This is a genomic window from Knoellia aerolata DSM 18566, from assembly GCF_000768695.1.
GTDB classification, from domain to species: domain Bacteria; phylum Actinomycetota; class Actinomycetes; order Actinomycetales; family Dermatophilaceae; genus Knoellia; species Knoellia aerolata.
In genome coordinates, this window is record NZ_AVPL01000001.1 from 159,050 (window position 1) to 181,911 (window position 22,862).

Here is a 22,862-nt window from a genome sequence, read left to right on the forward strand (position 1 = left end):
ACTCTCTGTGGAATGAGGAACATCTGATGCCAGGACCCCAGCGTCGAGGCACCGGTCCCGCGTCCGCCGGTGGCGAGCGCACCGACAACCGTGGTGGCGGCGACCGTCGCGGCGGCGGTCGTGACGACCGTCGTGGTGGTGGCCGTGAGGCCGAGAAGAGCACCTACCTCGAGCGCGTCGTGACCATCAACCGCGTCTCCAAGGTCGTCAAGGGTGGTCGTCGCTTCAGCTTCACCGCCCTCGTCGTCGTCGGTGACGGCGACGGCACGGTGGGTGTCGGCTACGGCAAGGCGAAGGAAGTTCCCGCCGCCATCGCCAAGGGTGTCGAGGAGGCCAAGAAGGAGTTCTTCAAGGTCCCGCGCATCCAGGGCACCATCCCGCACCCCGTGCAGGGTGAGGCCGCTGCCGGTGTCGTCATGCTCCGTCCCGCCAGCCCCGGTACCGGCGTCATCGCCGGTGGCCCGGTGCGTGCGGTCCTGGAGTGCGCCGGCATCCACGACGTGCTCTCCAAGAGCCTCGGCTCGAGCAACGCCATCAACATCGTCCACGCCACCGTTCAGGCTCTCAAGGAGCTCGAGCGTCCGGAGTCCGTGGCCGCGCGCCGTGGCCTCCCCGTGGACCGGGTCGCCCCCGCGGCGATGCTCCGCGCCCAGGCCGCCGGCATCGCCGAGGCCAAGGCAGGTGCGTGATGGCTCGTCTCAAGGTGACCCAGACCCGTTCGGAGATCGGCGGCAAGCAGAACCAGCGTGACACGCTGCGAAGCCTCGGTCTCAAGCGCATTGGCGACGTCGTCGTCAAGGAGGACCGTCCCGAGATCCGCGGGATGGTCAAGACGGTGACGCACCTCGTTGCCGTCGAGGAGGTTGAGTGATCATGGCTGACAAGAAGGCCACCACCGAGGGCGCGGCCCCCGCGTCCGCCCTCAAGATCCACCACCTGCGTCCGGCCCCCGGAGCCAAGACCGCCAAGACCCGTGTCGGTCGTGGCGAAGGCTCCAAGGGCAAGACCGCCGGTCGCGGTACCAAGGGCTCCAAGGCCCGCTACCAGGTTCCGGAGCGCTTCGAGGGTGGCTCGACCCCCCTCCACATGCGTCTCCCGAAGCTTCGCGGCTTCAAGAACCCGTTCAAGACCCACTACCAGGTCGTGAACCTCGACAAGCTGTCCGCTCTCTTCCCCGACGGTGGAGACGTGACGGTCGAGGAGCTCGTGGCCCGGGGTGCGGTGCGCGACAACCAGCTCGTCAAGGTGCTCGGCACCGGCGAGATCACGGTTGCCGTCAACGTCACCGTCGACGCGTTCTCCTCCTCCGCCAAGGAGAAGATCGTGGCGGCGGGCGGCTCGGCCACCCTCAGCGGTTCCTGAGTCGTTCACGCAGTGCGTATGCCGCAGGGCGCGGTTCCCGGAGGCGATCCGGGAACTCGCCTTGCGGCATACGTCGTTTGACCCCCTGTGAGCACGGCGGTCCCGGACCGCAGCCCACGCCGGGGTATCTTGTTCGTCGATCACCACACTGACGCGGCGCCTGCCGCCCACCTGGAGGACCTGTGCTCACCGCCTTCGGCCGCGCGTTCAAGACGCCCGACCTGCGCAGGAAGATCCTGTTCACGCTCGCCGTCATCGCGATCTACCGCCTCGGCGCGCACGTGCCGACGCCCGGGGTGAGCTACTCGCTCATCCAGGCCTGTCAGGCGGGGGCCGGTGAGGCCAACGACCTCCTCGGCCTGGCGAACCTCTTCAGCGGTGGAGCCCTGCTCCAGCTGTCGATCTTCGCGCTCGGGATCATGCCGTACATCACGGCGAGCATCATCGTCCAGCTGCTGACGGTGGTCATCCCGAAGTTCGAGGCCCTCAAGAAGGAGGGCTCGGCGGGTCAGTCGAAGATGACCCAGTACACGCGCTACCTGACCATCGCCCTCGCGGTGCTCCAGTCGGCGACGTTCATCACCTTCGCGCAGAATCCCTCGCAGCTGTTCGCGAACCCGGCCTGCACCAACATCCTCACCGACGACTCCACCGTGACGATCCTCATCATGGTGCTCACGATGACGGCCGGCACCGGCCTCGTCATGTGGCTCGGTGAGCTCGTCACCGACAAGGGTGTCGGCAACGGCATGTCGATCCTCATCTTCACCTCGATCGCCGCCACCTTCCCCGGTGCGCTGTGGGCGATCCAGCAGAAGGACGGTCGCTGGGACATCTTCCTGGGGATCATCCTCATGGGCTTCGTCGTCATCGCGCTCGTCGTCTACGTCGAGCAGAGCCAGCGGCGGATCCCCGTGCAGTACGCCAAGCGCATGGTCGGCCGCCGCGTCTACGGCGGCACCTCGACCTACATCCCGCTCAAGGTCAACATGGCCGGCGTCATCCCCGTCATCTTCGCCAGCTCGCTGCTGGCGCTGCCGACGCTGCTCGCCCAGTTCAACCGTCGCGCCGACGGCACGAGCGCGGGCTGGGTCCAGTGGATCGACGCCAACTTCGCCGGAGGTGACACGTGGGAGTACATGCTCACCTACACGGCGCTGATCCTGTTCTTCACGTTCTTCTACGTGTCGATCACGTTCAACCCCACCGAGGTCGCCGACAACATGAAGAAGTACGGCGGCTTCATCCCGGGTATCCGCGCCGGGCGACCCACGGCCGAGTACCTGCAGTACGTTCTCACCAGGATCACCGTCCCGGGTGCGATCTACCTCGCGCTGATCTCGCTCATCCCGCTCATCGCGATCGTCCTCGTCGGGGCCAACCAGAACTTCCCCTTCGGTGGCACCTCGATCCTCATCATCGTCGGTGTCGGTCTCGAGACCGTGAAGCAGATCGAGTCCCAGCTGCAGCAGCGTCACTACGAAGGGTTCCTCCGTTAATGCGACTCATCATCCTCGGCCCCCCCGGCGCCGGTAAGGGCACGCAGGCCGCTCGCATCGCCGAGCACTTCGGGATCCCGGCGATCTCGACCGGCGACATCTTCCGGGCCAACATCAGGAACGGCACGGACCTCGGCAAGCAGGTGCAGGAGATCACCGCCTCCGGCGGGTACGTCTCGGACGACATCACCAACGCCATCGTCGAGGACCGGCTGAACGAGGACGACGCCCGTGAGGGCTTCCTCCTCGACGGCTACCCCCGCACGACCGGCCAGGTCACCGCCCTGGACTGGATGCTCGGCAAGAAGGACCACGGTCTCGACAAGGTCCTCGCGCTCACCGTCGACGAGGAGGCCGTCGTCGCGCGCCTGCTCAAGCGCGCCGAGGTCGAGGGTCGCCCCGACGACACCGAGGACGTCATCCGCGAGCGCCAGGCCATCTACCGTCGCGAGACGGCTCCGCTCGTCGAGGTCTACGCCGAGCGCGGTCTCCTCGTCGAGGTCGACGGCCTCGGTGAGGTCGACGAGGTCACCGAGCGGATCGTCTCCGCCCTCTCCTGAGCCTCCCAGGCGCGCGCGGGCCGACCCGCGCGCTCAAACCGGTTCGCGAACCGGAGGTGTGCTCGCACGCCGGTTCGATCCGGTTCGCGAGCGACATCCCGGTTCGCGAACCGTTCTGTGTCCGACATCGCCCCGGCGGTGGGTGGGATGAAGGCCACGCGGGGATCGGGAATGGTCCGACGCCAAGCCCTGTTGGTTGAATTGTGAACCAATTGCGCGTCATCGTGTCCAGCACCCGCCCGAACCGGATCGGCCCGGCCGTCACCCAGTGGGTGGTCGACCAGGCCGACCCCACCCAGTGGGAGGTCAGGATCCTCGACCTCGCGGCGATCGGCCTGCCGTTCATGGACGAGGAGGACATGCCGAAGAGCGGCAACTACGCCAAGCCGCACACCCGGGCGTGGGCGAGCGAGATCTTCGAGTCCGACGCGATCGTCGTCGTGACCCCGCAGTACAACCGCAGCTTCCCGGCGCCGATCAAGAACGCGATCGACTTCCTCTACGCCGAGTGGCACGCCAAGCCCATCGCGATCGTCGGCTACGGCTGGTCCGGCGGGGTCGACGCCCGGGCCGACCTCACCCGGGTCCTCACCCACGTCGAGGCCGACGTCGTCGGTGACCTGGGCCTGACCTTCCCCGAGCAGCTCACCCCCGCGGGAGCCGTCGCCGACGAGACCGGGGCGGCGGCCGAGCTCCGTGGGCTCCTCGACGCGCTCCGCGCCAAGGTGCTCGACCTCGACGAGGTCCCCGCCCGGTCCTGACCCCCGACCGGTCAGGCGCCTGCCCGGTCCCTGACCTCCGCGATTCGGGGGAGCGGGTGGCCGGGCGGTAGCGTGCGGCCCATGGGACTGTTCGGACGTGAGCGCATCGAGGCCAAGACCCCCGAGCAGGTGCTGCTCATGCGCGCCGCCGGACTGCTCGTCGGCCGGACGCTCGAGCTTATGCGTGCCTCGGTGCGTCCGGGCATGACGACCGGGGACCTCGACGCCCTCGCCGAGACCCACATCCGTGACGGCGGCGGCACCCCGAGCTTCCTCGGCTACCACGGGTTCACCGGCACCCTCTGCACCTCGGTCAACGACGAGATCGTCCACGGGATCCCCGGCCCTCGCGTCCTGCACGAGGGCGACCTGCTCTCCATCGACTGCGGCGCCGTCGTCGAGGGCTGGCACGGCGACGCCGCCATCTCGCTCATCGTCGGTGGTCGCGAGGCGGGCCGCCCGGAGGACCTCGAGCTCATCGACGACACCGAGGCCTCGATGTGGGCCGGCATCACCGCCCTCAGCGTCGGCAGGAGCCTGCACGCCGTCGGCGAGGCCGTCGAGGACAGCCTCACCGCGGCGGGGAAGCGGCGAGGCCGTCAGTACGGCATCGTCGAGGACTACGTCGGCCACGGCATCGGCACGTCGATGCACATGGACCCGCAGGTCCCGAACTACCGGGTGAGTGGCAAGGGTCCCACCGTCGTCGACGCGACGACCGTCGCCATCGAGCCGATGGTGACCCTCGGCGACGAGGCCAACCATGTGCTCGAGGACGACTGGACGATCATCACCGACGACGGCTCACGCGCCGCCCACTGGGAGAACACCGTCGCGGCCACGTCCCGCGGGCTCTGGGTGCTCACCGAGGTCGACGGCGGCGAGGCCCGGCTGGGCGAGCTCGGTGCCGCCTACGCGCCCATCGCCTGACCGGGCGCCTGACCGGCACCGGACCAACCGGCGTCACCCCGAGTCGCCCTCGTGGACCACGTCGTAGACGAGCGCGAGTGCTCCGCTGGCGAAGGTGTGCTGCCGGCGCAGGGCCAGCCCGGTGGAGAACCCTGCGGGGAGCCACGCAGTGCCACCGCCGGCGAGGTGCGGCATGACGTATGCCGTGAGCTCGTCGACGAGTCCCGCCTCCAGCGCGTGGGCGGCCAGGGTCGGGCCGCCGATCTCCACGTCGAGGTCGCTGTCGCGCACCAGGGCGGCGAGCCGGTCGACGTCGAGCCGGTCCCACAGCGACGTGCGGGGCTCCGCCGGGGGAGCGAGGGTGGTCGAGACGACGATCTTGTCGGTGTCCTGCCAGGTCTGCGCGAACTCGCGGGCCTCGGGGGCGGTGAGGTCCTCCTCGGGTGGGGACTGCCAGTAGCGCATCGTCTCCCACAGGCCGCGGCCGTAGACGCGCGTTCCGACCGTGCGGTCCTGTGCGCTGGCAAAGCCGTGCAGCTCCTCGTCGGCGAGCATCCAGTCGGTCGACCCCGAGGCGTCCCGGATGAACCCGTCGAGCGAGATCATCATCCCGTAGCGGAGGCGACCCATCAGCTCTCCTTGCGCTGGAAGAGCAGGTGGGTGACCCGCGAGGTCGGTGAGTGGACCGTCTCGATGTCGAAGCCGGCCTCGACCCCCTCGAGCCCGTCCCAGAGGGAGACCCCTCGGCCGAGGACGATGGGCACGAGGGCGACGTGCATGAGGTCGACGAGCCCGGCGGCGAGGAACTGCCGCACGGTGCTGGGCCCCCCGCCAATGCGCACGTCCAGCCCGCCGGCAGCCTCGCGGGCCTGCGCGAGCACCTCCTCGGGGGTGGCGTCGACGAAGTGGAAGGTCGTGCCGCCCTCCATCTCCATCGGCGGTCGCGGGTGGTGGGTGAGCACGAACACCGGCGTGTGGAAGGGCGGGTCCTCACCCCACCAGCCGCGCCACCCGTCGTCGGTCCACGGCCCGGTCTGCGGCCCGAACTTCCCTCGGCCCATGATCTCGGCGCCGACGCTGCCGTCCCAGCCGGAGGAGACGAGGGCGTCGTCGACGCCCCTGCGGGCGGGGGTGCCGTCGTCGTGCACCTGGCGGCCGAGGCGCGTCGCGGCGAACCACTCCATGAGCCGGTCGCCGGCATGGCCGAACGGGGCCTCGAACGACTGGCCCTCGCCGGTGGCATAGCCGTCGAGCGAGACGCTGAACTGGGTGACCCGGACGAGTGACATGGCGGCTCCTCGAGTGGCGAGTGATTGCGACAGGCAACCACTCGTCACGCTAGAGTAAGGTGATTGCTGTTGGCAAGCACTTTGAGGAGATCGATGCGGAGCGAACCACGGTCGGGCTGTCCGATCAACGCCGCCGTCGAGGCGCTCGGCGACCCGTGGAGCCTCATCGTGCTGCGCGACATGATGTTCGGCGACCGGCGCTACTTCCGGGAGCTGCTCACCGGCTCGGAGGAGGGGATCGCGAGCAACGTGCTCGCCTCCCGACTCAAGTTCCTCGTCGCCGCCGGCCTCCTCGTCCGCGACGACGCCACCCGCGGCCAGCGGGCGCGCTACACCCTCACCGAGGCCGGCATCCAGACCCTTCCGGTCCTCGTCGCCCTCGGCACCTGGGGCCGGGCCCACCGCGACACCAGCCCGCAGCTGACCATCCGCCAGCAGCTCATGGAGGAGGGCGGGCCGGAGATGGTCGCCGAGCTCATGGACGAGCTCCGGTCGCGCCACCTCGGCGTCCCGCTGCCCACGCGCCGGGGCCCGCTCGCGAGCGAACGGTTGCGGGCGGCATACGAGTCCCTCGTCTGAGCGCGGTGTGCCCAAACTCTCGTCGTCGGCGCACGTGGCCGCCGGTAGGGTGACGCAAGGTCCGCAGACCTCATGACGCAGGTGCGGCCGACTCGATCAGCGCGAAGGAGCGGTGGATGACGGTGGCCCCGAAGCGGCCCGCGGCGATGGCGCTGGCGGCACACTTCCCCGAACGTACCGAGGCAGAGTGGCGCGAGCTCGTCGCCGGCGTCGTCAACAAGGGCCGGCCCGAGGGCGAGCACCTCGGCCCCGACGACGCCGTCGCGTCGATGCGCAGCCGCATCGACGGTGGCCTCGTCGTCGAGCCCCTCTACACGCGGCCCGCCGAGCCGACGCCCCTGGGCGTACCCGGCGAGATGCCCTTCACCCGCGGTCGGGCCGTCCGCGACGCCGACGTCCCGTGGGACGTCCGCCAGCTCCACGACGACCCCGATGCCGCCGCGACGCGTTCGTCGGTCCTCGCGGACCTCGAGAGCGGTGTGACCTCGGTCTGGCTCCACGTCGGAGCCGACGGACTGGCCGCGGCGGACGTCGCCGAGGCGCTGGCCGACGTGCGGCTCGACCTCGCCCCGGTCGTCGTCTCCTCCTGGGACGACCAGGTCGGTGCCGCCGATGCCCTGTATGCCGTCCTGTCCGGTTCCGCGGCCGCCTCGGGCAACCTCGGGCACGACCCCCTCGGTGCCGCGGCCCGCACGGGAGCACCCGCCGACCTCTCTCCCCTGGCCGGCGCGGTGCGTCGACTCGTCGGGCGCGCGGAGCTCCGGGCGGTCACCGTCGACACGCGGCCCTACGCGGAGGCCGGTGCCTCCGTCACCGACGAGCTCGGGTTCGCGCTCGCGACGGGCGTCGCCTATCTCCGCCACCTCGAGGGCGAAGGGGTCGAGGTCGTCGACGCGTTCCGGCACATCGAGTTCCGGGTGAGCGCGAGCGCCGACCAGTTCCTCACGGCCGCGGCGCTGCGCGCACTCCGACGCGCCTGGGCGCGCGTGGGGGAGAGCGTGGGTGTCCCCGAGGCCTCGCGCGGCGCCTTCACCCACGCCGTGACGTCGGGACGGATGTTCAGCCGGGACGACGCGTGGACCAACATCCTGCGGAGCACGCTGGCGACGTTCGGGGCGAGCCTGGGGGGCGCGGACGCCATCACCGTCCTGCCGTTCGACACCGTCGCCGGGCTGCCGACCGCGTTCTCGCGCCGGATCGCCCGCAACACCCAGATCATCCTCGCGGAGGAGTCCTACGTGGCGCGGGTGACCGACCCGGCAGGGGGCGCCTGGTACGTCGAGGCCCTCACCGACGACGTCGCGACCGCGGCGTGGGCCGTGCTGCAGGAGGTCGAGCGCGGCGGCGGAATGGTCGAGGCGCTCGCGAACGGCGCTGTCGCACAGCGGATCTCCGCTGACGTGGCGGCGCGGGACCATGCGTTGGCCACGCGGGCGCAGCCGTTGACCGGCGTCAGCACGTTCCCGCTCGCCGGCGAGAAGCCACTGGGTCGGGTCCGCCGGGCGGCCCTGCCGACCCAGGCTGGTGCCCTTCTGCCACACCGCGACTCGGCGATCTTCGAGGCGCTCCGCGACCGCTCGGCGGCCTTCGCGGCGGAGCACGGGCACCCACCGCGGGTCGCGGTGCCGACCCTGGCGGTGCCGCGCGCCGCCGACCGACGCGTCGACGCTGTCAACATCCTCACCGTCGCCGGCATCGAGGCCGCGGACGACGGCACCGACGTCGCGGCGTCCCTCACGGCGACCGACACGGGCTACGAGGGCGTGGCCGGGGACATGGACGTCGTCGCCTTCCTCTCCGCGCTCCTCGACGAGACAGGAGCTCCCGCATGAGCTCGATCCCCGACTTCGCCCAGGTCGACCTCGGTGACGGCCGGCCCGCCACCGCGGCCGAGCCCCGCGACCTCGGTGGCCGGACGTGGCTGACACCCGAGCAGATCGAGGTGCCGCCGCTCTACACCGACGCCGACCTCGAGGGCCTGGACTTCCTCGACACCATCCCCGGGGCGCCGCCGTACCTGCGCGGTCCGTACCCGACGATGTACGTCAACCAGCCGTGGACGATCCGCCAGTACGCCGGCTTCTCCACCGCGGAGGAGTCCAACGCCTTCTACCGGCGCAACCTCGCCGCGGGGCAGAAGGGCCTGAGCGTCGCCTTCGACCTCGCCACGCACCGCGGGTACGACAGCGACCACCCGCGAGTCGAGGGCGACGTCGGCATGGCGGGTGTCGCGATCGACTCGATCTACGACATGCGCACCCTCTTCGACGGCATCCCGCTCGACCAGATGTCGGTGTCGATGACGATGAACGGCGCGGTCATCCCCGTCCTCGCGCTCTTCGTCGTCGCCGCGGAGGAACAAGGGGTACCAGCTCACATGCTTTCTGGGACCATCCAGAACGACATCCTCAAGGAGTTCATGGTCCGCAACACCTACATCTACCCGCCCGAGCCGTCGATGCGGATCATCAGCGACATCTTCGCGTTCACTTCCGAGAGGATGCCCCGCTACAACTCGATCTCCATCTCGGGCTACCACATGCAGGAGGCCGGTGCGACGCAGGACCTCGAGCTCGCCTACACGCTCGCCGACGGTGCCGAGTACCTCCGCGCCGGCCAGGCCGTGGGCCTCGACGTCGACCGCTTCGCCCCGCGGCTGTCGTTCTTCTGGGCCATCGGGATGAACTTCTTCATGGAGGTCGCCAAGATGCGCGCGGCCCGCCTGCTCTGGGCGCGGCTCGTCGAGGAGCAGGGCGCCAAGAACCCGAAGTCGCTCAGCCTGCGGACCCACTGCCAGACCAGCGGGTGGTCGCTCACCGCGCAGGACGTCTTCAACAACGTCGTGCGGACCTGCATCGAGGCGATGGCGGCGACCCAGGGCCTAACCCAGAGCCTGCACACCAACGCCCTCGACGAGGCGATCGCGCTGCCCACGGACTTCAGCGCGCGCATCGCCCGCAACACCCAGCTCGTCCTCCAGCAGGAGTCGGGCACGACCCGCACCATCGACCCGTGGGCCGGGTCGGCGTACGTCGAGCGGCTCACCCACGACCTCGCCGAGCGCGCGTGGGCGCACATCGAGGAGGTCGAGGCCGCCGGTGGCATGGCCAAGGCGATCGAGGCCGGCATCCCCAAGATGCGGATCGAGGAGGCGGCAGCCCGCACCCAGGCGCGGATCGACTCCGGCCAGCAGCCGGTGATCGGCGTCAACCGCTACGTCCCGGACGGTGACGAGCCCTTCGAGGTGCTCCGGGTCGACAACGCGGCCGTGCGCACGAGCCAGATCGCGAAGCTCGAGCGGCTGCGCGCCGAGCGGGACGAGCCCGTATGCCGTGCGGCACTCGAGCGCCTGACCGCCGCCGCCCGCGGTGGCTCGGACGGCTCGATGGAGACCAACCTCCTCGCCCTCGCGATCGACGCCGCCCGGGCCAAGGCGACGGTCGGCGAGATGTCCGCGGCGATGGAGGAGGCCTTCGGCCGCTACACCGCCCAGATCCGTACGATCGGTGGCGTGTACTCCGACGAGGCCGGCAGCGACGCGACCGTGCGCCAGGCGCAGGACCTCGTCGAGGAGTTCGCCGAGGCCGAGGGCCGCCGTCCGCGCATCCTCGTCGCGAAGATGGGCCAGGACGGCCACGACCGCGGCCAGAAGGTCATCGCCACCGCGTTCGCGGACCTCGGCTTCGACGTCGACGTGGGTCCGCTGTTCCAGACGCCCACCGAGGTGGCGCGCCAGGCGGTCGAGTCCGACGTGCACGTCGTCGGTGTCTCGTCGCTGGCGGCCGGGCACCTCACGCTGGTCCCCGCCCTGCGCCGGGAGCTCGACGCCCTCGGCCGTGAGGACCTCATGATCGTCGTTGGCGGGGTCATCCCCACCCAGGACTTCGACGACCTGCGCGCCGCCGGTGCCGACGCCATCTACCCGCCCGGCACGGTCATCTCGCGCGCGGCGATCGGGCTCATCGGCGACCTGCGCGCCCGCCTGCACGCCGGCTCGGGAGCCGACGCTCCGGTCGCGAGCCCCCTTGACGCGGCTCGCGAGAGCGAGGACGGCTCGGGAGCCGATGTCCCTGACGCTGCCGCGGGACGCGCGTGACCGACGAGCTCTTCGCCGGGATCCGCGCGGGGGACCGGGCCGCAGTGGCGCGCGCGATCACCCTCGTGGAGTCCACCCGACCCGACCACCGCGAGCGGGCACGTGCCCTGCTCACGGAGCTCGCGCCCCACACGGGGTCGGCCGTCCGCGTCGGGATCTCGGGCGTGCCCGGTGCGGGCAAGTCGACGTTCATCAACGCGATGGGGGTCCGCCTCATCGACGCAGGCCACCAGGTCGCGGTCGTCGCGGTCGACCCGAGCTCGCGGCGCACCGGCGGGTCCATCCTCGGTGACCGCACCCGGATGGGGGAGCTGAGCGCCGGCGACCGGGCGTTCGTGCGACCCAGCCCGAGCGGTCGCCACCTCGGGGGAGTGGCCCGGGCGACGCGTGAGTCGATGCTCGTCCTCGAGGCGGCCGGCTTCGACGTCGTCATCGTCGAGACCGTCGGCGTGGGGCAGAACGAGATCGCCGTCTCCGAGATGGTCGACACCTTCCTCCTGCTCACCCTGGCCCGGGCGGGAGACCAGCTGCAGGGGATCAAGCGCGGCATCCTCGAGCTCGCCGACGTCATCGCGGTCAACAAGGCCGACGGGGACGGCGAGATCCCGGCTCGCGGTGCCGCCAAGGACCTCACCGCGGCGATGCGGCTCATGCTGCCGGGCAAGGACGTCCGGCGCCCGGCGGTGCTCACCTGCTCCGCGCAGACCGGGGCGGGGCTCGACGAGGTCTGGGCGGCGGTGCTCGACCACCGGGCCCACCTCGAATCGGAGGGCTCGCTCGAGGCCCGCCGCGCCCAGCAGCAGCAGGACTGGATGTGGGCGCTCGTCGACGCCCACCTCACCGACGCCGTCCGTGCCGCGCCGGCGGTGCGGGTGCATCGGGCCGAGATCGAGGCGGCGGTGCGCTCGGGTGAGCTCAGCGCCGTCGACGCCGCCGCGCAGGTGCTGGGCCTGTTCGGCCACGCCGACTGACCTGACGTGAGCCCGTGGCTCCGGTGTCAGCCGCGAGCAGGGGTGCGCCATCCGGCCGGGGCGATGCCGCGACGGCGGGCCAGCCACAGCAGCACCGCCGTGACGAGGGCCGTCGCGACGAGGTTCATCCCGGCCGACAGCGGTGAGCCCTCGCTGGCCCCGTCGACATAGGACTCCTCGATCCCGCCGAACAGGATCCCGGTGAACAGGATGAGCAGGTTGTTGACGACGTGCATGACGATGACGGCCTCCAGACCGCCCGTCCGCCACGCGAGCCAGCACCCCGCGACGGCGAGCGAGCCGAGCTCGATGACGATCCACGGGTCGGCGGACCCGTGTGCGGCCACGAAGGCGGCCGTCGACAGCACCGTGGTCACGGCGAGGGCGGCGACGGGGGAGCGGACCCACGCCCCGACCCCCTGCACGAGGCCGCCGCGGAAGCCCACCTCCTCGCCGGCGGCCTGCAGCGGCGTCGTCAGGAGGGTGATGACGAGGAGCCACCCCCAGTCCTGCGGACGCTCGAGGACCTCCTGGTCGAACACCACCCAGGTCACCGCGAGGTAGACCGCCCACAGCGGCGTCACGACGAGCAGGCACCACCCCAACCACCGCCAGCGCATCCGTCCCGCCACGGACAGCACCCGCCACGGACTCCGGCGGAAGCCGACCCAGACGCCGAGGAAGGTGGCCGGGATCAGGGCCGCGAGCAGGAGGTTGAGCGACAGCGAGGCCCACGGGTCGACGGGGTTGGTCATCTGGTCCTCGTTCTCGACGAGGCCCAACCCGAACAGCGCCCCGAAGACGAGCGCCACGGACAGGAGGAACACGGCGGTCGCGACCGCCAGCGCGACGAGGGGTCGCCACCAGCGGTGGCGCGGCCCCCGCATCTGGTGGACGTAGGTGCGGGGCTCGCGCTCGCCCGCCTCGAGCGCGGCGGCCTCGGCCAGGCGGCGTTCGTGCTCCTCGCGCAGGCGCGCGCGACGACGCGCCTGCGCCACGAACACCGGTGCGGGCTCGGTCGCGGAGACGACGACGGGCATCCCGAGGGCGTGGGCCCGGTGCGCCGCCGCGCGCAGTGCCTCGGCGGCCGGATCCTGCGGCCAGTCGGTGAGCCAGACCCCGTCGAACCGGTCCAGCCGGTCGCCGTGCACGTCCGCGCGAGACACCGGCCACCACTCGAGGTCGGCGGCCCCGCCCACGGACAGGGCTCGGGCCCGGTCGACGGCCTGCTGGTCCTGGTGCCGTCCGGGGTCCCCCACGGCAGCGATGCGCACGGTCATGGACTCCAGTCTCCCCACCCGCGGAGGCGACCACGACGTCCGGTGGGTGCGGACGGCATACGACCTCGTATGCCGGTCACGAGCGGACCGCGGCCGGCCCCGGGACGATTTCGTGCTCAGGACCCGCTCCCGTAGGATGGAGCGTCGGTCTCGTGTGCTCACGCATGCGCGACCACTTCCATGGTTCCACTGGTGGCCTCGCGCCGCACCCAGGGTGGGGCCAGCAACGGATTGAGAGGGTATGGCCAAGAAGGACGGCGTCATCGAGATCGAGGGCACCATCGTTGAGGCGCTCCCCAACGCGATGTTTCGCGTGGAGCTCACCAACGGTCACAAGGTGCTCGCGCACATCTCGGGCAAGATGCGCCAGCACTACATCCGGATCCTCCCCGAGGACCGCGTGGTGGTGGAGCTCAGCCCCTACGACCTGACCCGAGGCCGCATCGTCTTCCGCTACCGCTGACCGGTTCCCCGGGCCAGCAGCAGCACCGCACCACCAGAACACCCCAGAGCACAACCCGTCACGGCCTCCGCCGTGTCGGGAGGATCGACAAGACAGCAGAGGCAATGAAGGTTCAGCCGAGCGTCAAGAAGATCTGTGAGAAGTGCAAGGTGATCCGCCGCAACGGTCGGGTCATGGTCATCTGCGAGAACCCGCGCCACAAGCAGCGCCAGGGCTGACCAGAGACCACCTCCCTCCCACCCGGTCGGAGTCCTGCACGAGGCACAGCTTCGAGCACACGCACAAGTGAATGTTGAGAACGCAGCGCCCGACCCCCTTGTCCGTCACCTGTAGAGGTGAGCGAGGGACGTCACCCCCGGCCCGGAGGCCGGGGACCGGACACGACCGGACCGGCGACTGCACCAGACCTCCGGAACACCAGAACAGGAACCATCAACAGATGGCACGTCTCCAAGGAGTCGATCTGCCGCGTGAGAAGCGTGTCGAGATCGCACTGACCTACATCTTCGGTGTGGGCCGCCCCAGCTCCCAGAAGGCCCTCGCCGCCACCGGCGTGGACCCCAACACCCGCGTCAAGGACCTCAGCGACGCCGACCTCGTCTCCCTGCGCGACTGGATCGACGAGCACCTCAAGGTCGAGGGTGACCTCCGCCGTGAGGTCGCCGCCGACATCCGTCGCAAGGTCGAGATCGGGTCCTACGAGGGAATCCGCCACCGTCGCGGCCTCCCCGTCCGCGGTCAGCGGACCAAGACCAACGCGCGCACCCGCAAGGGCCCCAAGCGCACCGTCGCCGGCAAGAAGAAGGTTGGTAAGTAATGCCTCCCAAGGGCCGTATGGCTACGGGCGCCAAGAAGGTGCGCCGCAAGGAGAAGAAGAACATCGCCGTGGGCCAGGCCCACATCAAGTCGACGTTCAACAACACGATCATCTCGATCACCGACCCCGCCGGTGCCGTCATCGCCTGGGCCTCCGCCGGCCAGGTCGGCTTCAAGGGTTCGCGCAAGTCGACCCCGTTCGCCGCGCAGACCGCCGCCGAGGCCGCTGCCCGTCGGGCCATGGACCACGGCATGCGCAAGGTCGACGTCTTCGTCAAGGGCCCCGGCTCCGGTCGTGAGACCGCGATCCGCTCCCTGACCGCAGCCGGCCTCGAGGTCGGTTCGATCCAGGACGTCACCCCCGCGCCGCACAACGGTGTCCGCCCGCCCAAGCGCCGCCGCGTCTGAGCGCCTGAGAAGACGGAAAGAGAACTAGAGACATGGCTCGTTACACCGGCCCGATCACCAAGAAGTCCCGTCGCCTGAGGGTTGACCTCGTCGGCGGAGACAAGAACTTCGACCTCCGCCCCTTCCCGCCCGGCCAGCACGGCCGTCGCCGGATGCAGGAGAAGGAGTACCTCACCCAGCTGCAGGAGAAGCAGAAGGCCCGCTTCACCTACGGCGTCATGGAGAAGCAGTTCCGCCGCTACTACAAGGAAGCGGCGAACCGCCCCGGCAAGACCGGTGAGAACATCCTGACGATCCTCGAGTCCCGGCTCGACAACGTCATCTACCGTGCCGGCCTCGCCCGCACCCGTCGTGCCGCGCGTCAGCTCGTCACGCACGGCCACTTCGAGGTCAACGGCGTGCGCGTCGACGTCCCGTCCTACCGCGTCGAGCAGTACGACATCGTCACCGTGCGCAAGCAGTCGACGGAGAAGCTCCCGATCCAGCTGGCTCGCGAGACCTTCGGCGACCGCCCGACCCCGGCCTGGATCCAGGTCGTCCCGGGCTCGCTGCAGATCCTCATCCACTCGCTCCCGATCCGTGCCCAGATCGACACGATCCTGACCGAGCAGCTCATCGTCGAGTTCTACTCGAAGAACTGAGCACCAACCGACTTATTGCGACTTTCGGCGCGTTCCAGCGTCGGTGCGCCGACCGCGGTCTGCGCGCCGAAAGTCGCAATAAGTCGGCCGTGGGCACCCCGGTGCGTCACGGCATACCGAATGGCTTGTCCGGACCACGTACAGAGGTGGGTCGGACGCCGGGCAGGACCCGGCAGCTTCACGAGGCGTCATATAGCGGTCGCCCGTGGGAAGGAACATCACCGTGCTCATCGCACAACGTCCGATCCTCACCGAGGACGTCATCTCCGAGAACCGGAGCCGGTTCACCATCGCTCCGCTCGAGCCCGGCTTCGGCTACACGCTCGGCAACTCCCTCCGTCGCACCCTGCTCTCGAGCATCCCCGGTGCCGCCGTGACGAGCATCCGCGTCGACGGCGTGCTCCACGAGTTCTCCACGATCCCCGGGGTCAAGGAGGACGTCACCGAGATCATCCTCAACATCAAGGGCCTCGTCGTCTCCTCCGAGCACGACGAGCCGGTCGTCATGTACCTGCGCAAGCAGGGTGCGGGCGCCGTCACGGCCGCGGACATCGCTCCGCCGGCCGGTGTCGAGGTCATCAACCCCGACCTGCACATCGCCACGCTCAACGACAAGGGCAGCGTCGAGATGGAGCTGACCGTCGAGCGCGGTCGCGGCTACGTCTCCGCGCAGCAGAACAAGTCCGGTGACCAGGAGATCGGCCGCATCCCGGTCGACTCCATCTACAGCCCGGTCCTCACCGTCACCTACAAGGTCGAGCTGACCCGAGTCGAGCAGCGCACCGACTTCAACAGCCTCGTCCTCGACGTCGAGACCAAGCAGTCGGTCACCCCGCGCGACGCTCTCGCCTCCGCCGGCAAGACCCTCGTCGAGCTCTTCGGGCTCGCCCGTGAGCTCAATGTCGAGGCCGAGGGCATCGACATGGGCCCGTCGCCCACCGACGCCGCCCTGGCCGCCGACCTCGCCCTGCCGATCGAGGACCTCGACCTCACCGTCCGGTCCTACAACTGCCTCAAGCGCGAGGGCATCCACACCGTGGGTGAGCTGGTCGGTCGCAGCGAGGCCGACCTGCTCGACATCCGCAACTTCGGTCAGAAGTCCATCGACGAGGTCAAGGCCAAGCTGCACGGCATGGGTCTGGCCCTCAAGGACAGCCCGGCAGGCTTCGACCCGAGCCAGATCGCTTCCTACGACGACGAGTTCAGCTTCGCCGACGCCGACGACGCCGAGGACGCGTCGTTCGCCGAGGACGAGCAGCTCTGACGCTGACTTAACCCCTAGGAGATATAGACATGCCTACGCCCACCAAGGGTCCCCGTCTCGGAGGCGGCCCGGCTCACGAGCGCCACATCCTGGCGAACCTCGTGACCGCGCTGTTCGAGCACGACTCCATCACGACGACCGAGACGAAGGCCAAGCGCCTCCGTCCGCTCGCCGAGCGGCTCATCACCTTCGCGAAGCGTGGTGACCTCCACGCCCGTCGCCGGGTGATGACGGTCGTGCGCGACAAGGGTGTCGTCCACCGCCTGTTCGTCGAGGTCGCCCCCGACATGGCCGAGCGCCAGGGTGGCTACACGCGGATCACGAAGATCGGCCCGCGCAAGGGCGACAACGCCCCCATGGCGGTCATCGAGCTCGTCCGCGAGCCCGTCGCCAGGAAGGCCACCGTCAAGGAGGCCGAGGGCGCGACCAAGCGTGCCGCGAAGGACGCCGACACGGCGGCTGCCACGGAGACCACGGAGGCCCCGGCCGCCGAGGCCACCGAGGCCACCGAGGCCACTGCGCTCGTCGAGCTGCCGAAGGGTGCGGTCGCCTCGAACGAGGACGGCTCCGCTCCCGAGGGCTACTCGGTCAAGGGCAACGCCGACTCCGGCAAGTACCACGTCGAGGGTTCGCAGTGGTACGAACAGACCGACGCCGAGTTCTGGTTCGCCTCGGCGGACGACGCCCAGGCAGCCGGCTTCGAGCCGGCCGGCGGCGAGTCGAAGCAGCAGGTCGACGGCGACGACGCCTGACCTGCCACTCGGCACACGAACGGGGCCGTTCACCTCTCGCCAGGTGGACGGCCCTTTCGTATGCCGTTCTGTCGTCGGTCGCGTCGTGGTGTGGTCGCGGACGCAGGCCGATTCGCCGCTGTCCCATCCGCGCTCGCGCGCTGCGCGCACTCCCGCGCCCACGCAGAGCGTGGGACCCGCCGCCAGGCCCAGCCGGCGGCGAATCGGCCCGCGTCCGCTCCGGCCGGCTGGGTCGCCGCACTCCGGCACACTCACTCGGCGGGTCTCGGGGGCCGCGCTCGGGTGCGGTGTGGAGGGGGGCGCGGGGGGTGGGCTCGGGTCCGTAGGCTGGGTGGGTGGACTGGACCCTGTATGACGCTGCCCTGTTCGACCTCGACGGTGTGCTGACGCCCACGGCGGAGGTGCACATGCGGGCGTGGAGCGAGATGTTCAACGACTTCCTGCGGGCCAGGGGCGTCTCGGAGCCGTACACGGACGAGGACTACTTCGCGCACGTCGACGGGCGGCCCCGGTACGAGGGGGTGCGGACCTTCCTCGAGTCCCGGGGGATCGAGCTGCCCGAGGGCGACCCGTCGGACGGCACCGACGCGGAGACGGTGAGCGGGCTGGGGAACCGGAAGAACGAGGCCTTCAACGTGGTCCTCGCGCGGGACGGCGTCACGGCATACGAGGGGTCGATCCGGCTCCTCGACGCGCTGGAGAAGGCAGGGACACGGATGGCCGTGGTGTCGTCGTCGAAGAACGCCGCCGCCGTGCTCGAAGCGGCCGGGATCGCGGACCGCTTCCCCGTCGTCGTGTCCGGGGCCGAGGCGAACGAGCTGGGGCTGGCCGGCAAGCCGTCGCCCGAGACCTTCCTGCACGCGGCCTTCGCGCTCGGCGTGACGAGGGAGCGGGCGGTCGTGCTCGAGGACGCGACGTCCGGGGTGCGCGCCGGCCGCGACGGTGAGTTCGGGCTCGTCGTCGGGGTGGACCGTGGTGCGGGTGCGGCCGCCCTGACCGAGGCCGGCGCCGACCTCGTCGTGCAGGACCTCGCGGAGCTCCTGCCGTGACCGCGGAACACTTCGAGCACGACCCCATGGACCGGCAGCGCTTCCCGGTGGACGAGTGGCGGCTCGTCGAGGCGTTCCCCAGCGACGCCGACGTGGGCGTGACCGAGACGCTCTTCGCCGTCGGCAACGGCTACCTGGGCATGCGCGGCAACCCGCCCGAGGGCAGGCCCACGCTGAGCCACGGCACGTTCGTCAACGGCTTCCACGAGACGTGGGAGATCCACCACGCGGAGCAGGCCTACGGGTTCGCCCACACGGGACAGACGATCGTCAACGCGCCGGACAGCAAGGTCATGAAGCTCTACGTCGACGACGAGCCGCTGCTGCTGTCGACGGCGGACCTCGTCGAGTACGAGCGCTCCCTCGACTTCCGTGACGGGGTCGCCCGCCGCCACCTCGTCTGGCGCACGCCGTCGGGCAAGGTCGTGCGGGTCGACACGAGCCTGATGATCTCGTTCACCGAACGCCACCTGGCGGTGATGACCATCGAGGTGACGATGCTCGCGGGAGACGCACCCGTCGTCATCTCCAGCCAGATCCTCAACCGCCAGGACGGTGCGGACGAGTACCAGGACCGAGACGCCATGGCCGAGAAGGGTTGGGACCCCCGACGGGCCGGGTCCTTCGAGGCGCGGGTCCTCGAGCCGCAGGGCAACTGGCACAGCGACCGTCGGATGATCCTCGGCTACCGCTGCGCGCGGTCGGGGATGACGATCGCGGTCGGAGCGGACCACGGCATCGACACCGACAACACCTTCGAGGAGCTCATCGACACCGAGCAGGACCTCGGCAAGAAGGTGTACCGGGTCGACGCGACCGAGGGCCGGCCGATCCGCATCACGAAGTCGGTGGCGTACCACACGTCGCGCGGCGTGCCCACCCGTGAGCTGTTCGACCGGTGCCGACGCACGCTCGACCGGGTGCGGCGTGACGGCACGGCCCATCAGTTCCGGCTCCAGTCGGAGTGGATCGACAAGTACTGGCTCAACGCCGACGTCGAGGTCGAGGGCGAGCCCGAGCTGCAGCAGGCGATCCGCTGGAACCTCTTCCAGATCGCGCAGGCGTCGGCGCGGGCCGACCAGCTCGGTGTCCCGGCCAAGGGCGTCACCGGCAGCGGCTACGAGGGCCACTGCTTCTGGGACACCGAGATCTACGTCGTCCCGTTCCTCGCCTACACGTTCCCGGTCGCCGCCAAGAACCTCCTGCGCTTCCGCGTCAACCTGCTCGACCGGGCACGGGAGCGGGCCAGGGAGCTGGCCCAGCGCGGGGCGCTCTTCCCGTGGCGCACCATCAACGGGCTGGAGGCCTCTGCCTACTACGCGGCGGGCACCGCCCAGTACCACATCGACGCCGACATCGCGTACGCCGTGGCGCGCTACTGCGACGCCACCGGGGACACCGCCTTCCAGCGCCGGGACGGCGCCGAGATCCTCGTCGAGACCGCGCGCATGTGGGCCGACCTGGGGTTCTGGCGGGTCGACGGCTCTCGGACCTTCCACATCCACGGCGTCACCGGCCCGGACGAGTACACGACGGTCGTCAACAACAACCTCTTCACCAACGTCATGGCCCGCTTCAACCTCGAGCGGGCCGCAGCCGCGGTGCGTGAGCTGCGTCAGGCAGACCCGACCGCATACGCCCGGTTCAGCTCGCGACTGCGCCTCGAGGAGGGCGAGGTCGAGGAGTGGGAGGAGTGCGCCGCGGCCATGGCCATCCCGTTCGACGAGGGACTGGGCATCCACCCACAGGACGAGAACTTCCTCGACCGTGAGATGTGGGACCTGTCGGTCACGCCCCCGGACAAGCGTCCGCTGCTGCTCAACTACCACCCGCTGGTGATCTACCGGTTCCAGGTGCTCAAACAGGCCGACGTCGTCCTCGCGATGCTGTTGCAGGGCAACCGGTTCAGTCTCGAGGAGAAGCGACGCAACTTCGAGTACTACGACCCGATCACCACGGGTGACTCCTCGCTGAGTGCGGTCGTCCAGTCGATCATCGCCGCCGAGGTGGGGCACCACCGCATGGCGATGCACTACTTCCGCAGCGGTCTCTTCGTCGACCTGGCCGACCTGCACCGCAACACCTCCGACGGCGTGCACATCGCCTCGGCGGGCGGGGTGTGGAACGCGCTCGTCTACGGCTTCGCGGGAATGCGCGACCACGGCGGCGGCCTGACGTTCGATCCCCGACTCCCGGAGTCCTGGCCCCGCCTGACCTTCCGGATGCGGCTGCGAGACAGCAAGATCCGCGTCGACCTCGAGCAGGAGGCGATCACCTTCACGCTCGTCGACGGCGACCCGTTCACGGTCGGGGTCCGCGGCACCTCCCACGACGTCGGCCCGGACGCGCCCGTGCGGGTGGCCCTCGACGGACAGGGTCCCCGGCTCACCCACGTCGTGCCGAGAGTGCCCTCCCCGATCGTCCGGGACGACGGGACCGTGGTGACGGCCGGTGTGCCCACCGACTTCGCCCTCCTCGACGAGGAGTCGGGCTAGGTCTGGCGTGAACCGCGAGGCCAGGTGACGGTGGCGTGGACGCCGGTCAGGGTGACCTAGGCTGCGATGCCATGACGTTGCTGCGGGTGCGGATCGACCTCGCCTACGACGGCACCGACTTCTCGGGGTGGGCTGCGCAGCCCGGACGACGAACCGTCGAGGGCGAGCTGTCGACGGCGCTGACGACGCTCCTGCGCGCGCCGGAACCGGTGCGCCTCACCGTCGCCGGCCGCACCGACGCCGGGGTCCATGCCCGCGGACAGGTCGCCCACGCAGACGTCGACGAGTCCCTGTATGCCGTCCTGCCCGGACGGTCCTCACGCTCGGCCGAGGAGGCGGCGCGCGCGCGCCTCGCCGGACTCCTTCCTGCCGACGTCGTGGTGCGACGGGTGAGCCGGGCCCCTGACGGCTTCGACGCCCGCTTCTCCGCGCTTCGACGGCGCTACCGCTACCGGATCTGTGACGTCCCGGGAACCCTCGACCCCCTGAGGCGCCGCGACACGGTCGTCGTCAAGGACCGGCTCGACCTCCTCGCGATGACAGCGGCCACCAGACGCCTCATGGGCCTGCACGACTTCGCGGCGTTCTGCAGGAAGAGGGAGGGCGCGACGACCGTCAGGACCCTGCTCGCGTATGAGTGGGATCGTGAGCCGGACGGCACCGTTGAAGCCACAGTGGTCGCGGATGCGTTCTGCCACAGCATGGTTCGCGCGCTCGTGGGAGCCGTCGTCCCCGTCGGACTGGGGCGTGCCGACGTCGCCTTCCCCCACGAGGTCCTCACCGCCCGCGCCCGCGATCCCCGGGTGAAGGTCATGCCTGCCCACGGGCTCTCGCTCGAGGAGGTCTCGTACCCACCCGACGCGCAGCTGGCGGAGCGAGCCCGCCAGGCCCGCTCGACGCGCGCCCTCGCCGACTGACCGCGACCGCCTCAGCGGGTGATCGTGACGTCGTCGCCGCGCAGGTGGGCGCGGAAGCCGCCGGGCTGTACCGAGACGGACGTGAGCGCCATGCCCTCCGGGACGCCCTCGACCGTGTGCCGGATGGTCACGAGCTGTCGGACGACGGTCGACGCCGCCGAGTCGAGCCAGTCGGGGCCGTCGAGGTCGATCGTCTCGGGCTCGATGACCAGCCGTCCGTCGACGGCCCTCACGGTCCCGGTCGCCCGCACCTCGACGTCGCGCCCCAGGACGCTCACTCGGCGGCGCAGCCCCGCCAGGCCTGCGTCGGCGGCGTACAGGCTCACCCCGCCGCCGATCTGGCTCGCCGCGGTGGCGAACGGCAGCGTCGCGTCGATGTCGAGTCGCCCCGCTCGCAGGCCGTCGGGCGTGAGGGCGACGTCCGAGCCGACGGCCGTCACGTCGCTCAGGCCACCGTCGGAGGTCGTGACGTCGGCGCTGGTCAGACGCACGTCCTGCAGCCAGGTCTCGCCGGTGGCGAGGTCGGGCGGGGCGGTGGCCGGAGTCGACACGGTGGCGGTGGGGGCGGGGACGCCCCGGCCGGCGCCCGGGCTGCCCACCGACCAGATGAGGGCGAGCACGGCGACGACGAGGGCGACGAGCATCGACACGGCCCCGAGGGCGAACTGTTTCACGCAGGCGATCCTGCCCTGCGTGCCTGAGCGCGCGCCCCGCCCGCGCCGAGCCACAGACGGCCGGGCGTCGGGGGTGC

25 protein-coding genes are annotated in these 22,862 nt (G+C 70.5%); 21 read left to right on the forward strand and 4 right to left on the reverse strand.

Annotated features, from left to right (window positions below):
- The first annotated feature begins 26 nt into the window (after nucleotides 1-26).
- From rpsE to map, 7 genes are all read left to right on the forward strand, one after another.
- The gene (gene rpsE / locus N801_RS00855) at nucleotides 27-689 is read left to right on the forward strand and encodes a 30S ribosomal protein S5 (RefSeq protein ID WP_035931785.1); all 663 of its coding nucleotides are present in this window, start codon (nucleotides 27-29) and stop codon (nucleotides 687-689) included.
- Entirely contained in the window at nucleotides 689-871 is a 183-nt protein-coding gene (gene rpmD, locus N801_RS00860) for a 50S ribosomal protein L30 (protein ID WP_035931789.1), read from the forward strand. Before rpsE ends, rpmD begins: the two co-directional genes overlap by 1 nt.
- A gap of 2 nt (nucleotides 872-873) precedes the next feature.
- Nucleotides 874-1,362 carry a 50S ribosomal protein L15 gene (gene rplO / locus N801_RS00865; RefSeq protein ID WP_052112484.1) on the forward strand — a complete coding sequence of 163 codons (489 nt, stop codon included), beginning with the start codon at nucleotides 874-876 and terminating at the stop codon, nucleotides 1,360-1,362.
- A 182-nt stretch (nucleotides 1,363-1,544) separates the two neighbouring features.
- Complete coding sequence (gene secY, locus N801_RS00870) at nucleotides 1,545-2,861, forward strand: preprotein translocase subunit SecY (protein WP_035931791.1); 1,317 nt, start codon at nucleotides 1,545-1,547, stop codon at nucleotides 2,859-2,861.
- Nucleotides 2,861-3,421: an adenylate kinase gene (locus N801_RS00875; RefSeq protein ID WP_035931793.1), complete on the forward strand. Its 561-nt coding sequence runs from the start codon at nucleotides 2,861-2,863 to the stop codon at nucleotides 3,419-3,421. Before secY ends, N801_RS00875 begins: the two co-directional genes overlap by 1 nt.
- 224 nt (nucleotides 3,422-3,645) lie before the next feature.
- The gene (locus tag N801_RS00880; RefSeq protein WP_245618153.1) at nucleotides 3,646-4,182 is read left to right on the forward strand and encodes an NADPH-dependent FMN reductase; all 537 of its coding nucleotides are present in this window, start codon (nucleotides 3,646-3,648) and stop codon (nucleotides 4,180-4,182) included.
- 81 nt (nucleotides 4,183-4,263) lie between these two features.
- Complete coding sequence (map, locus tag N801_RS00885; RefSeq protein WP_035931797.1) at nucleotides 4,264-5,112, forward strand: type I methionyl aminopeptidase; 849 nt, start codon at nucleotides 4,264-4,266, stop codon at nucleotides 5,110-5,112.
- A 33-nt stretch (nucleotides 5,113-5,145) separates the two neighbouring features.
- Here the strand turns inward: map and N801_RS00890 are convergent, their stop codons facing one another.
- Both N801_RS00890 and N801_RS00895 read right to left on the reverse strand, forming a co-directional pair.
- Nucleotides 5,146-5,721 (reverse strand): dihydrofolate reductase family protein, encoded by a 576-nt coding sequence (locus tag N801_RS00890; protein ID WP_035931799.1) that lies wholly within the window; start codon nucleotides 5,719-5,721, stop codon nucleotides 5,146-5,148.
- Entirely contained in the window at nucleotides 5,721-6,380 is a 660-nt protein-coding gene (locus tag N801_RS00895) for a dihydrofolate reductase family protein (protein ID WP_035931802.1), read from the reverse strand. Before N801_RS00895 ends, N801_RS00890 begins: the two co-directional genes overlap by 1 nt.
- A gap of 93 nt (nucleotides 6,381-6,473) precedes the next feature.
- Between N801_RS00895 and N801_RS00900 the strand changes: the two genes are divergently transcribed.
- The 4 genes from N801_RS00900 (at nucleotide 6,474) to meaB (ending at nucleotide 12,026) form a co-directional block, all read left to right on the forward strand.
- On the forward strand, nucleotides 6,474-6,959 hold the full coding sequence (locus N801_RS00900) for a winged helix-turn-helix transcriptional regulator (RefSeq protein ID WP_035931804.1): 486 nt from the start codon (nucleotides 6,474-6,476) through the stop codon (nucleotides 6,957-6,959).
- A 116-nt stretch (nucleotides 6,960-7,075) separates the two neighbouring features.
- Nucleotides 7,076-8,791 (forward strand): methylmalonyl-CoA mutase subunit beta, encoded by a 1,716-nt coding sequence (locus N801_RS00905; RefSeq protein ID WP_035931806.1) that lies wholly within the window; start codon nucleotides 7,076-7,078, stop codon nucleotides 8,789-8,791.
- A complete protein-coding gene (gene scpA / locus N801_RS00910; RefSeq protein ID WP_052112467.1) occupies nucleotides 8,788-11,055 on the forward strand; it encodes a methylmalonyl-CoA mutase in 2,268 nt (755 codons plus the stop codon). The genes N801_RS00905 and scpA overlap by 4 nt, the downstream gene beginning before the upstream one ends.
- The gene (meaB, locus tag N801_RS00915) at nucleotides 11,052-12,026 is read left to right on the forward strand and encodes a methylmalonyl Co-A mutase-associated GTPase MeaB (protein WP_035931808.1); all 975 of its coding nucleotides are present in this window, start codon (nucleotides 11,052-11,054) and stop codon (nucleotides 12,024-12,026) included. Before scpA ends, meaB begins: the two co-directional genes overlap by 4 nt.
- 26 nt (nucleotides 12,027-12,052) lie before the next feature.
- On the opposite strand, the gene N801_RS00920 is transcribed toward meaB, so the two are convergent.
- Nucleotides 12,053-13,306: a CPBP family intramembrane glutamic endopeptidase gene (locus N801_RS00920; protein ID WP_052112468.1), complete on the reverse strand. Its 1,254-nt coding sequence runs from the start codon at nucleotides 13,304-13,306 to the stop codon at nucleotides 12,053-12,055.
- 241 nt (nucleotides 13,307-13,547) lie between these two features.
- On the opposite strand from N801_RS00920, the gene infA reads away from it, so the two are divergent.
- The 10 genes from infA to truA all read left to right on the forward strand — a co-directional run bounded on the left by infA (nucleotide 13,548) and on the right by truA (nucleotide 22,111).
- Nucleotides 13,548-13,769: a translation initiation factor IF-1 gene (gene infA / locus N801_RS00925; RefSeq protein WP_006946284.1), complete on the forward strand. Its 222-nt coding sequence runs from the start codon at nucleotides 13,548-13,550 to the stop codon at nucleotides 13,767-13,769.
- A gap of 104 nt (nucleotides 13,770-13,873) precedes the next feature.
- On the forward strand, nucleotides 13,874-13,987 hold the full coding sequence (gene rpmJ / locus N801_RS00930) for a 50S ribosomal protein L36 (RefSeq protein WP_035931810.1): 114 nt from the start codon (nucleotides 13,874-13,876) through the stop codon (nucleotides 13,985-13,987).
- Between the two features lie 221 nt (nucleotides 13,988-14,208).
- Complete coding sequence (gene rpsM / locus N801_RS00935) at nucleotides 14,209-14,586, forward strand: 30S ribosomal protein S13 (protein ID WP_035931811.1); 378 nt, start codon at nucleotides 14,209-14,211, stop codon at nucleotides 14,584-14,586.
- Nucleotides 14,586-14,993, forward strand: coding sequence for a 30S ribosomal protein S11 (rpsK, locus tag N801_RS00940; RefSeq protein ID WP_035931814.1), 408 nt, complete (start codon nucleotides 14,586-14,588; stop codon nucleotides 14,991-14,993). Before rpsM ends, rpsK begins: the two co-directional genes overlap by 1 nt.
- A gap of 32 nt (nucleotides 14,994-15,025) precedes the next feature.
- A complete protein-coding gene (rpsD, locus tag N801_RS00945; RefSeq protein WP_035931816.1) occupies nucleotides 15,026-15,634 on the forward strand; it encodes a 30S ribosomal protein S4 in 609 nt (202 codons plus the stop codon).
- 223 nt (nucleotides 15,635-15,857) lie between these two features.
- Entirely contained in the window at nucleotides 15,858-16,898 is a 1,041-nt protein-coding gene (locus tag N801_RS00950) for a DNA-directed RNA polymerase subunit alpha (protein WP_035932001.1), read from the forward strand.
- Nucleotides 16,899-16,927: 29 nt separating this feature from the next.
- Nucleotides 16,928-17,650 carry a 50S ribosomal protein L17, sunset domain variant gene (gene rplQ / locus N801_RS00955; protein ID WP_035931818.1) on the forward strand — a complete coding sequence of 241 codons (723 nt, stop codon included), beginning with the start codon at nucleotides 16,928-16,930 and terminating at the stop codon, nucleotides 17,648-17,650.
- Between the two features lie 335 nt (nucleotides 17,651-17,985).
- A complete protein-coding gene (locus tag N801_RS00960; RefSeq protein ID WP_035931820.1) occupies nucleotides 17,986-18,699 on the forward strand; it encodes an HAD family hydrolase in 714 nt (237 codons plus the stop codon).
- A 26-nt stretch (nucleotides 18,700-18,725) separates the two neighbouring features.
- Nucleotides 18,726-21,194, forward strand: coding sequence for a glycoside hydrolase family 65 protein (locus N801_RS00965; protein WP_052112485.1), 2,469 nt, complete (start codon nucleotides 18,726-18,728; stop codon nucleotides 21,192-21,194).
- Between the two features lie 71 nt (nucleotides 21,195-21,265).
- Nucleotides 21,266-22,111, forward strand: a complete 846-nt coding sequence (gene truA / locus N801_RS00970; RefSeq protein ID WP_035931822.1) for a tRNA pseudouridine(38-40) synthase TruA — start codon at nucleotides 21,266-21,268, stop codon at nucleotides 22,109-22,111.
- An 11-nt stretch (nucleotides 22,112-22,122) separates the two neighbouring features.
- Here truA and N801_RS00975 read toward each other — a convergent pair whose 3' ends face one another.
- On the reverse strand, nucleotides 22,123-22,785 hold the full coding sequence (locus N801_RS00975; protein WP_052112469.1) for an LmeA family phospholipid-binding protein: 663 nt from the start codon (nucleotides 22,783-22,785) through the stop codon (nucleotides 22,123-22,125).
- Nucleotides 22,786-22,862 lie beyond the last annotated feature (77 nt).

What these genes read in the sequence shown, in the direction of transcription:
- rpsD (WP_035931816.1), top strand. Translation starts at nt 15,026, where the DNA reads ATGGCTCGTTACACCGGCCCGATCACCAAGAAGTCCCGTCGCCTGAGG.
- N801_RS00900 (WP_035931804.1), top strand. Translation starts at nt 6,474, where the DNA reads ATGCGGAGCGAACCACGGTCGGGCTGTCCGATCAACGCCGCCGTCGAG.
- map (WP_035931797.1), top strand. Translation starts at nt 4,264, where the DNA reads ATGGGACTGTTCGGACGTGAGCGCATCGAGGCCAAGACCCCCGAGCAG.
- N801_RS00890 (WP_035931799.1), bottom strand. Translation starts at nt 5,721, where the DNA reads ATGGGTCGCCTCCGCTACGGGATGATGATCTCGCTCGACGGGTTCATC.
- rpsE (WP_035931785.1), top strand. Translation starts at nt 27, where the DNA reads ATGCCAGGACCCCAGCGTCGAGGCACCGGTCCCGCGTCCGCCGGTGGC.
- N801_RS00920 (WP_052112468.1), bottom strand. Translation starts at nt 13,306, where the DNA reads ATGACCGTGCGCATCGCTGCCGTGGGGGACCCCGGACGGCACCAGGAC.
- N801_RS00895 (WP_035931802.1), bottom strand. Translation starts at nt 6,380, where the DNA reads ATGTCACTCGTCCGGGTCACCCAGTTCAGCGTCTCGCTCGACGGCTAT.
- scpA (WP_052112467.1), top strand. Translation starts at nt 8,788, where the DNA reads ATGAGCTCGATCCCCGACTTCGCCCAGGTCGACCTCGGTGACGGCCGG.
- N801_RS00875 (WP_035931793.1), top strand. Translation starts at nt 2,861, where the DNA reads ATGCGACTCATCATCCTCGGCCCCCCCGGCGCCGGTAAGGGCACGCAG.
- infA (WP_006946284.1), top strand. Translation starts at nt 13,548, where the DNA reads ATGGCCAAGAAGGACGGCGTCATCGAGATCGAGGGCACCATCGTTGAG.
- rpsK (WP_035931814.1), top strand. Translation starts at nt 14,586, where the DNA reads ATGCCTCCCAAGGGCCGTATGGCTACGGGCGCCAAGAAGGTGCGCCGC.
- N801_RS00905 (WP_035931806.1), top strand. Translation starts at nt 7,076, where the DNA reads ATGACGGTGGCCCCGAAGCGGCCCGCGGCGATGGCGCTGGCGGCACAC.
- rpsM (WP_035931811.1), top strand. Translation starts at nt 14,209, where the DNA reads ATGGCACGTCTCCAAGGAGTCGATCTGCCGCGTGAGAAGCGTGTCGAG.
- rpmD (WP_035931789.1), top strand. Translation starts at nt 689, where the DNA reads ATGGCTCGTCTCAAGGTGACCCAGACCCGTTCGGAGATCGGCGGCAAG.
- N801_RS00965 (WP_052112485.1), top strand. Translation starts at nt 18,726, where the DNA reads ATGGACCGGCAGCGCTTCCCGGTGGACGAGTGGCGGCTCGTCGAGGCG.
- rplQ (WP_035931818.1), top strand. Translation starts at nt 16,928, where the DNA reads ATGCCTACGCCCACCAAGGGTCCCCGTCTCGGAGGCGGCCCGGCTCAC.
- rpmJ (WP_035931810.1), top strand. Translation starts at nt 13,874, where the DNA reads ATGAAGGTTCAGCCGAGCGTCAAGAAGATCTGTGAGAAGTGCAAGGTG.
- rplO (WP_052112484.1), top strand. Translation starts at nt 874, where the DNA reads ATGGCTGACAAGAAGGCCACCACCGAGGGCGCGGCCCCCGCGTCCGCC.
- truA (WP_035931822.1), top strand. Translation starts at nt 21,266, where the DNA reads ATGACGTTGCTGCGGGTGCGGATCGACCTCGCCTACGACGGCACCGAC.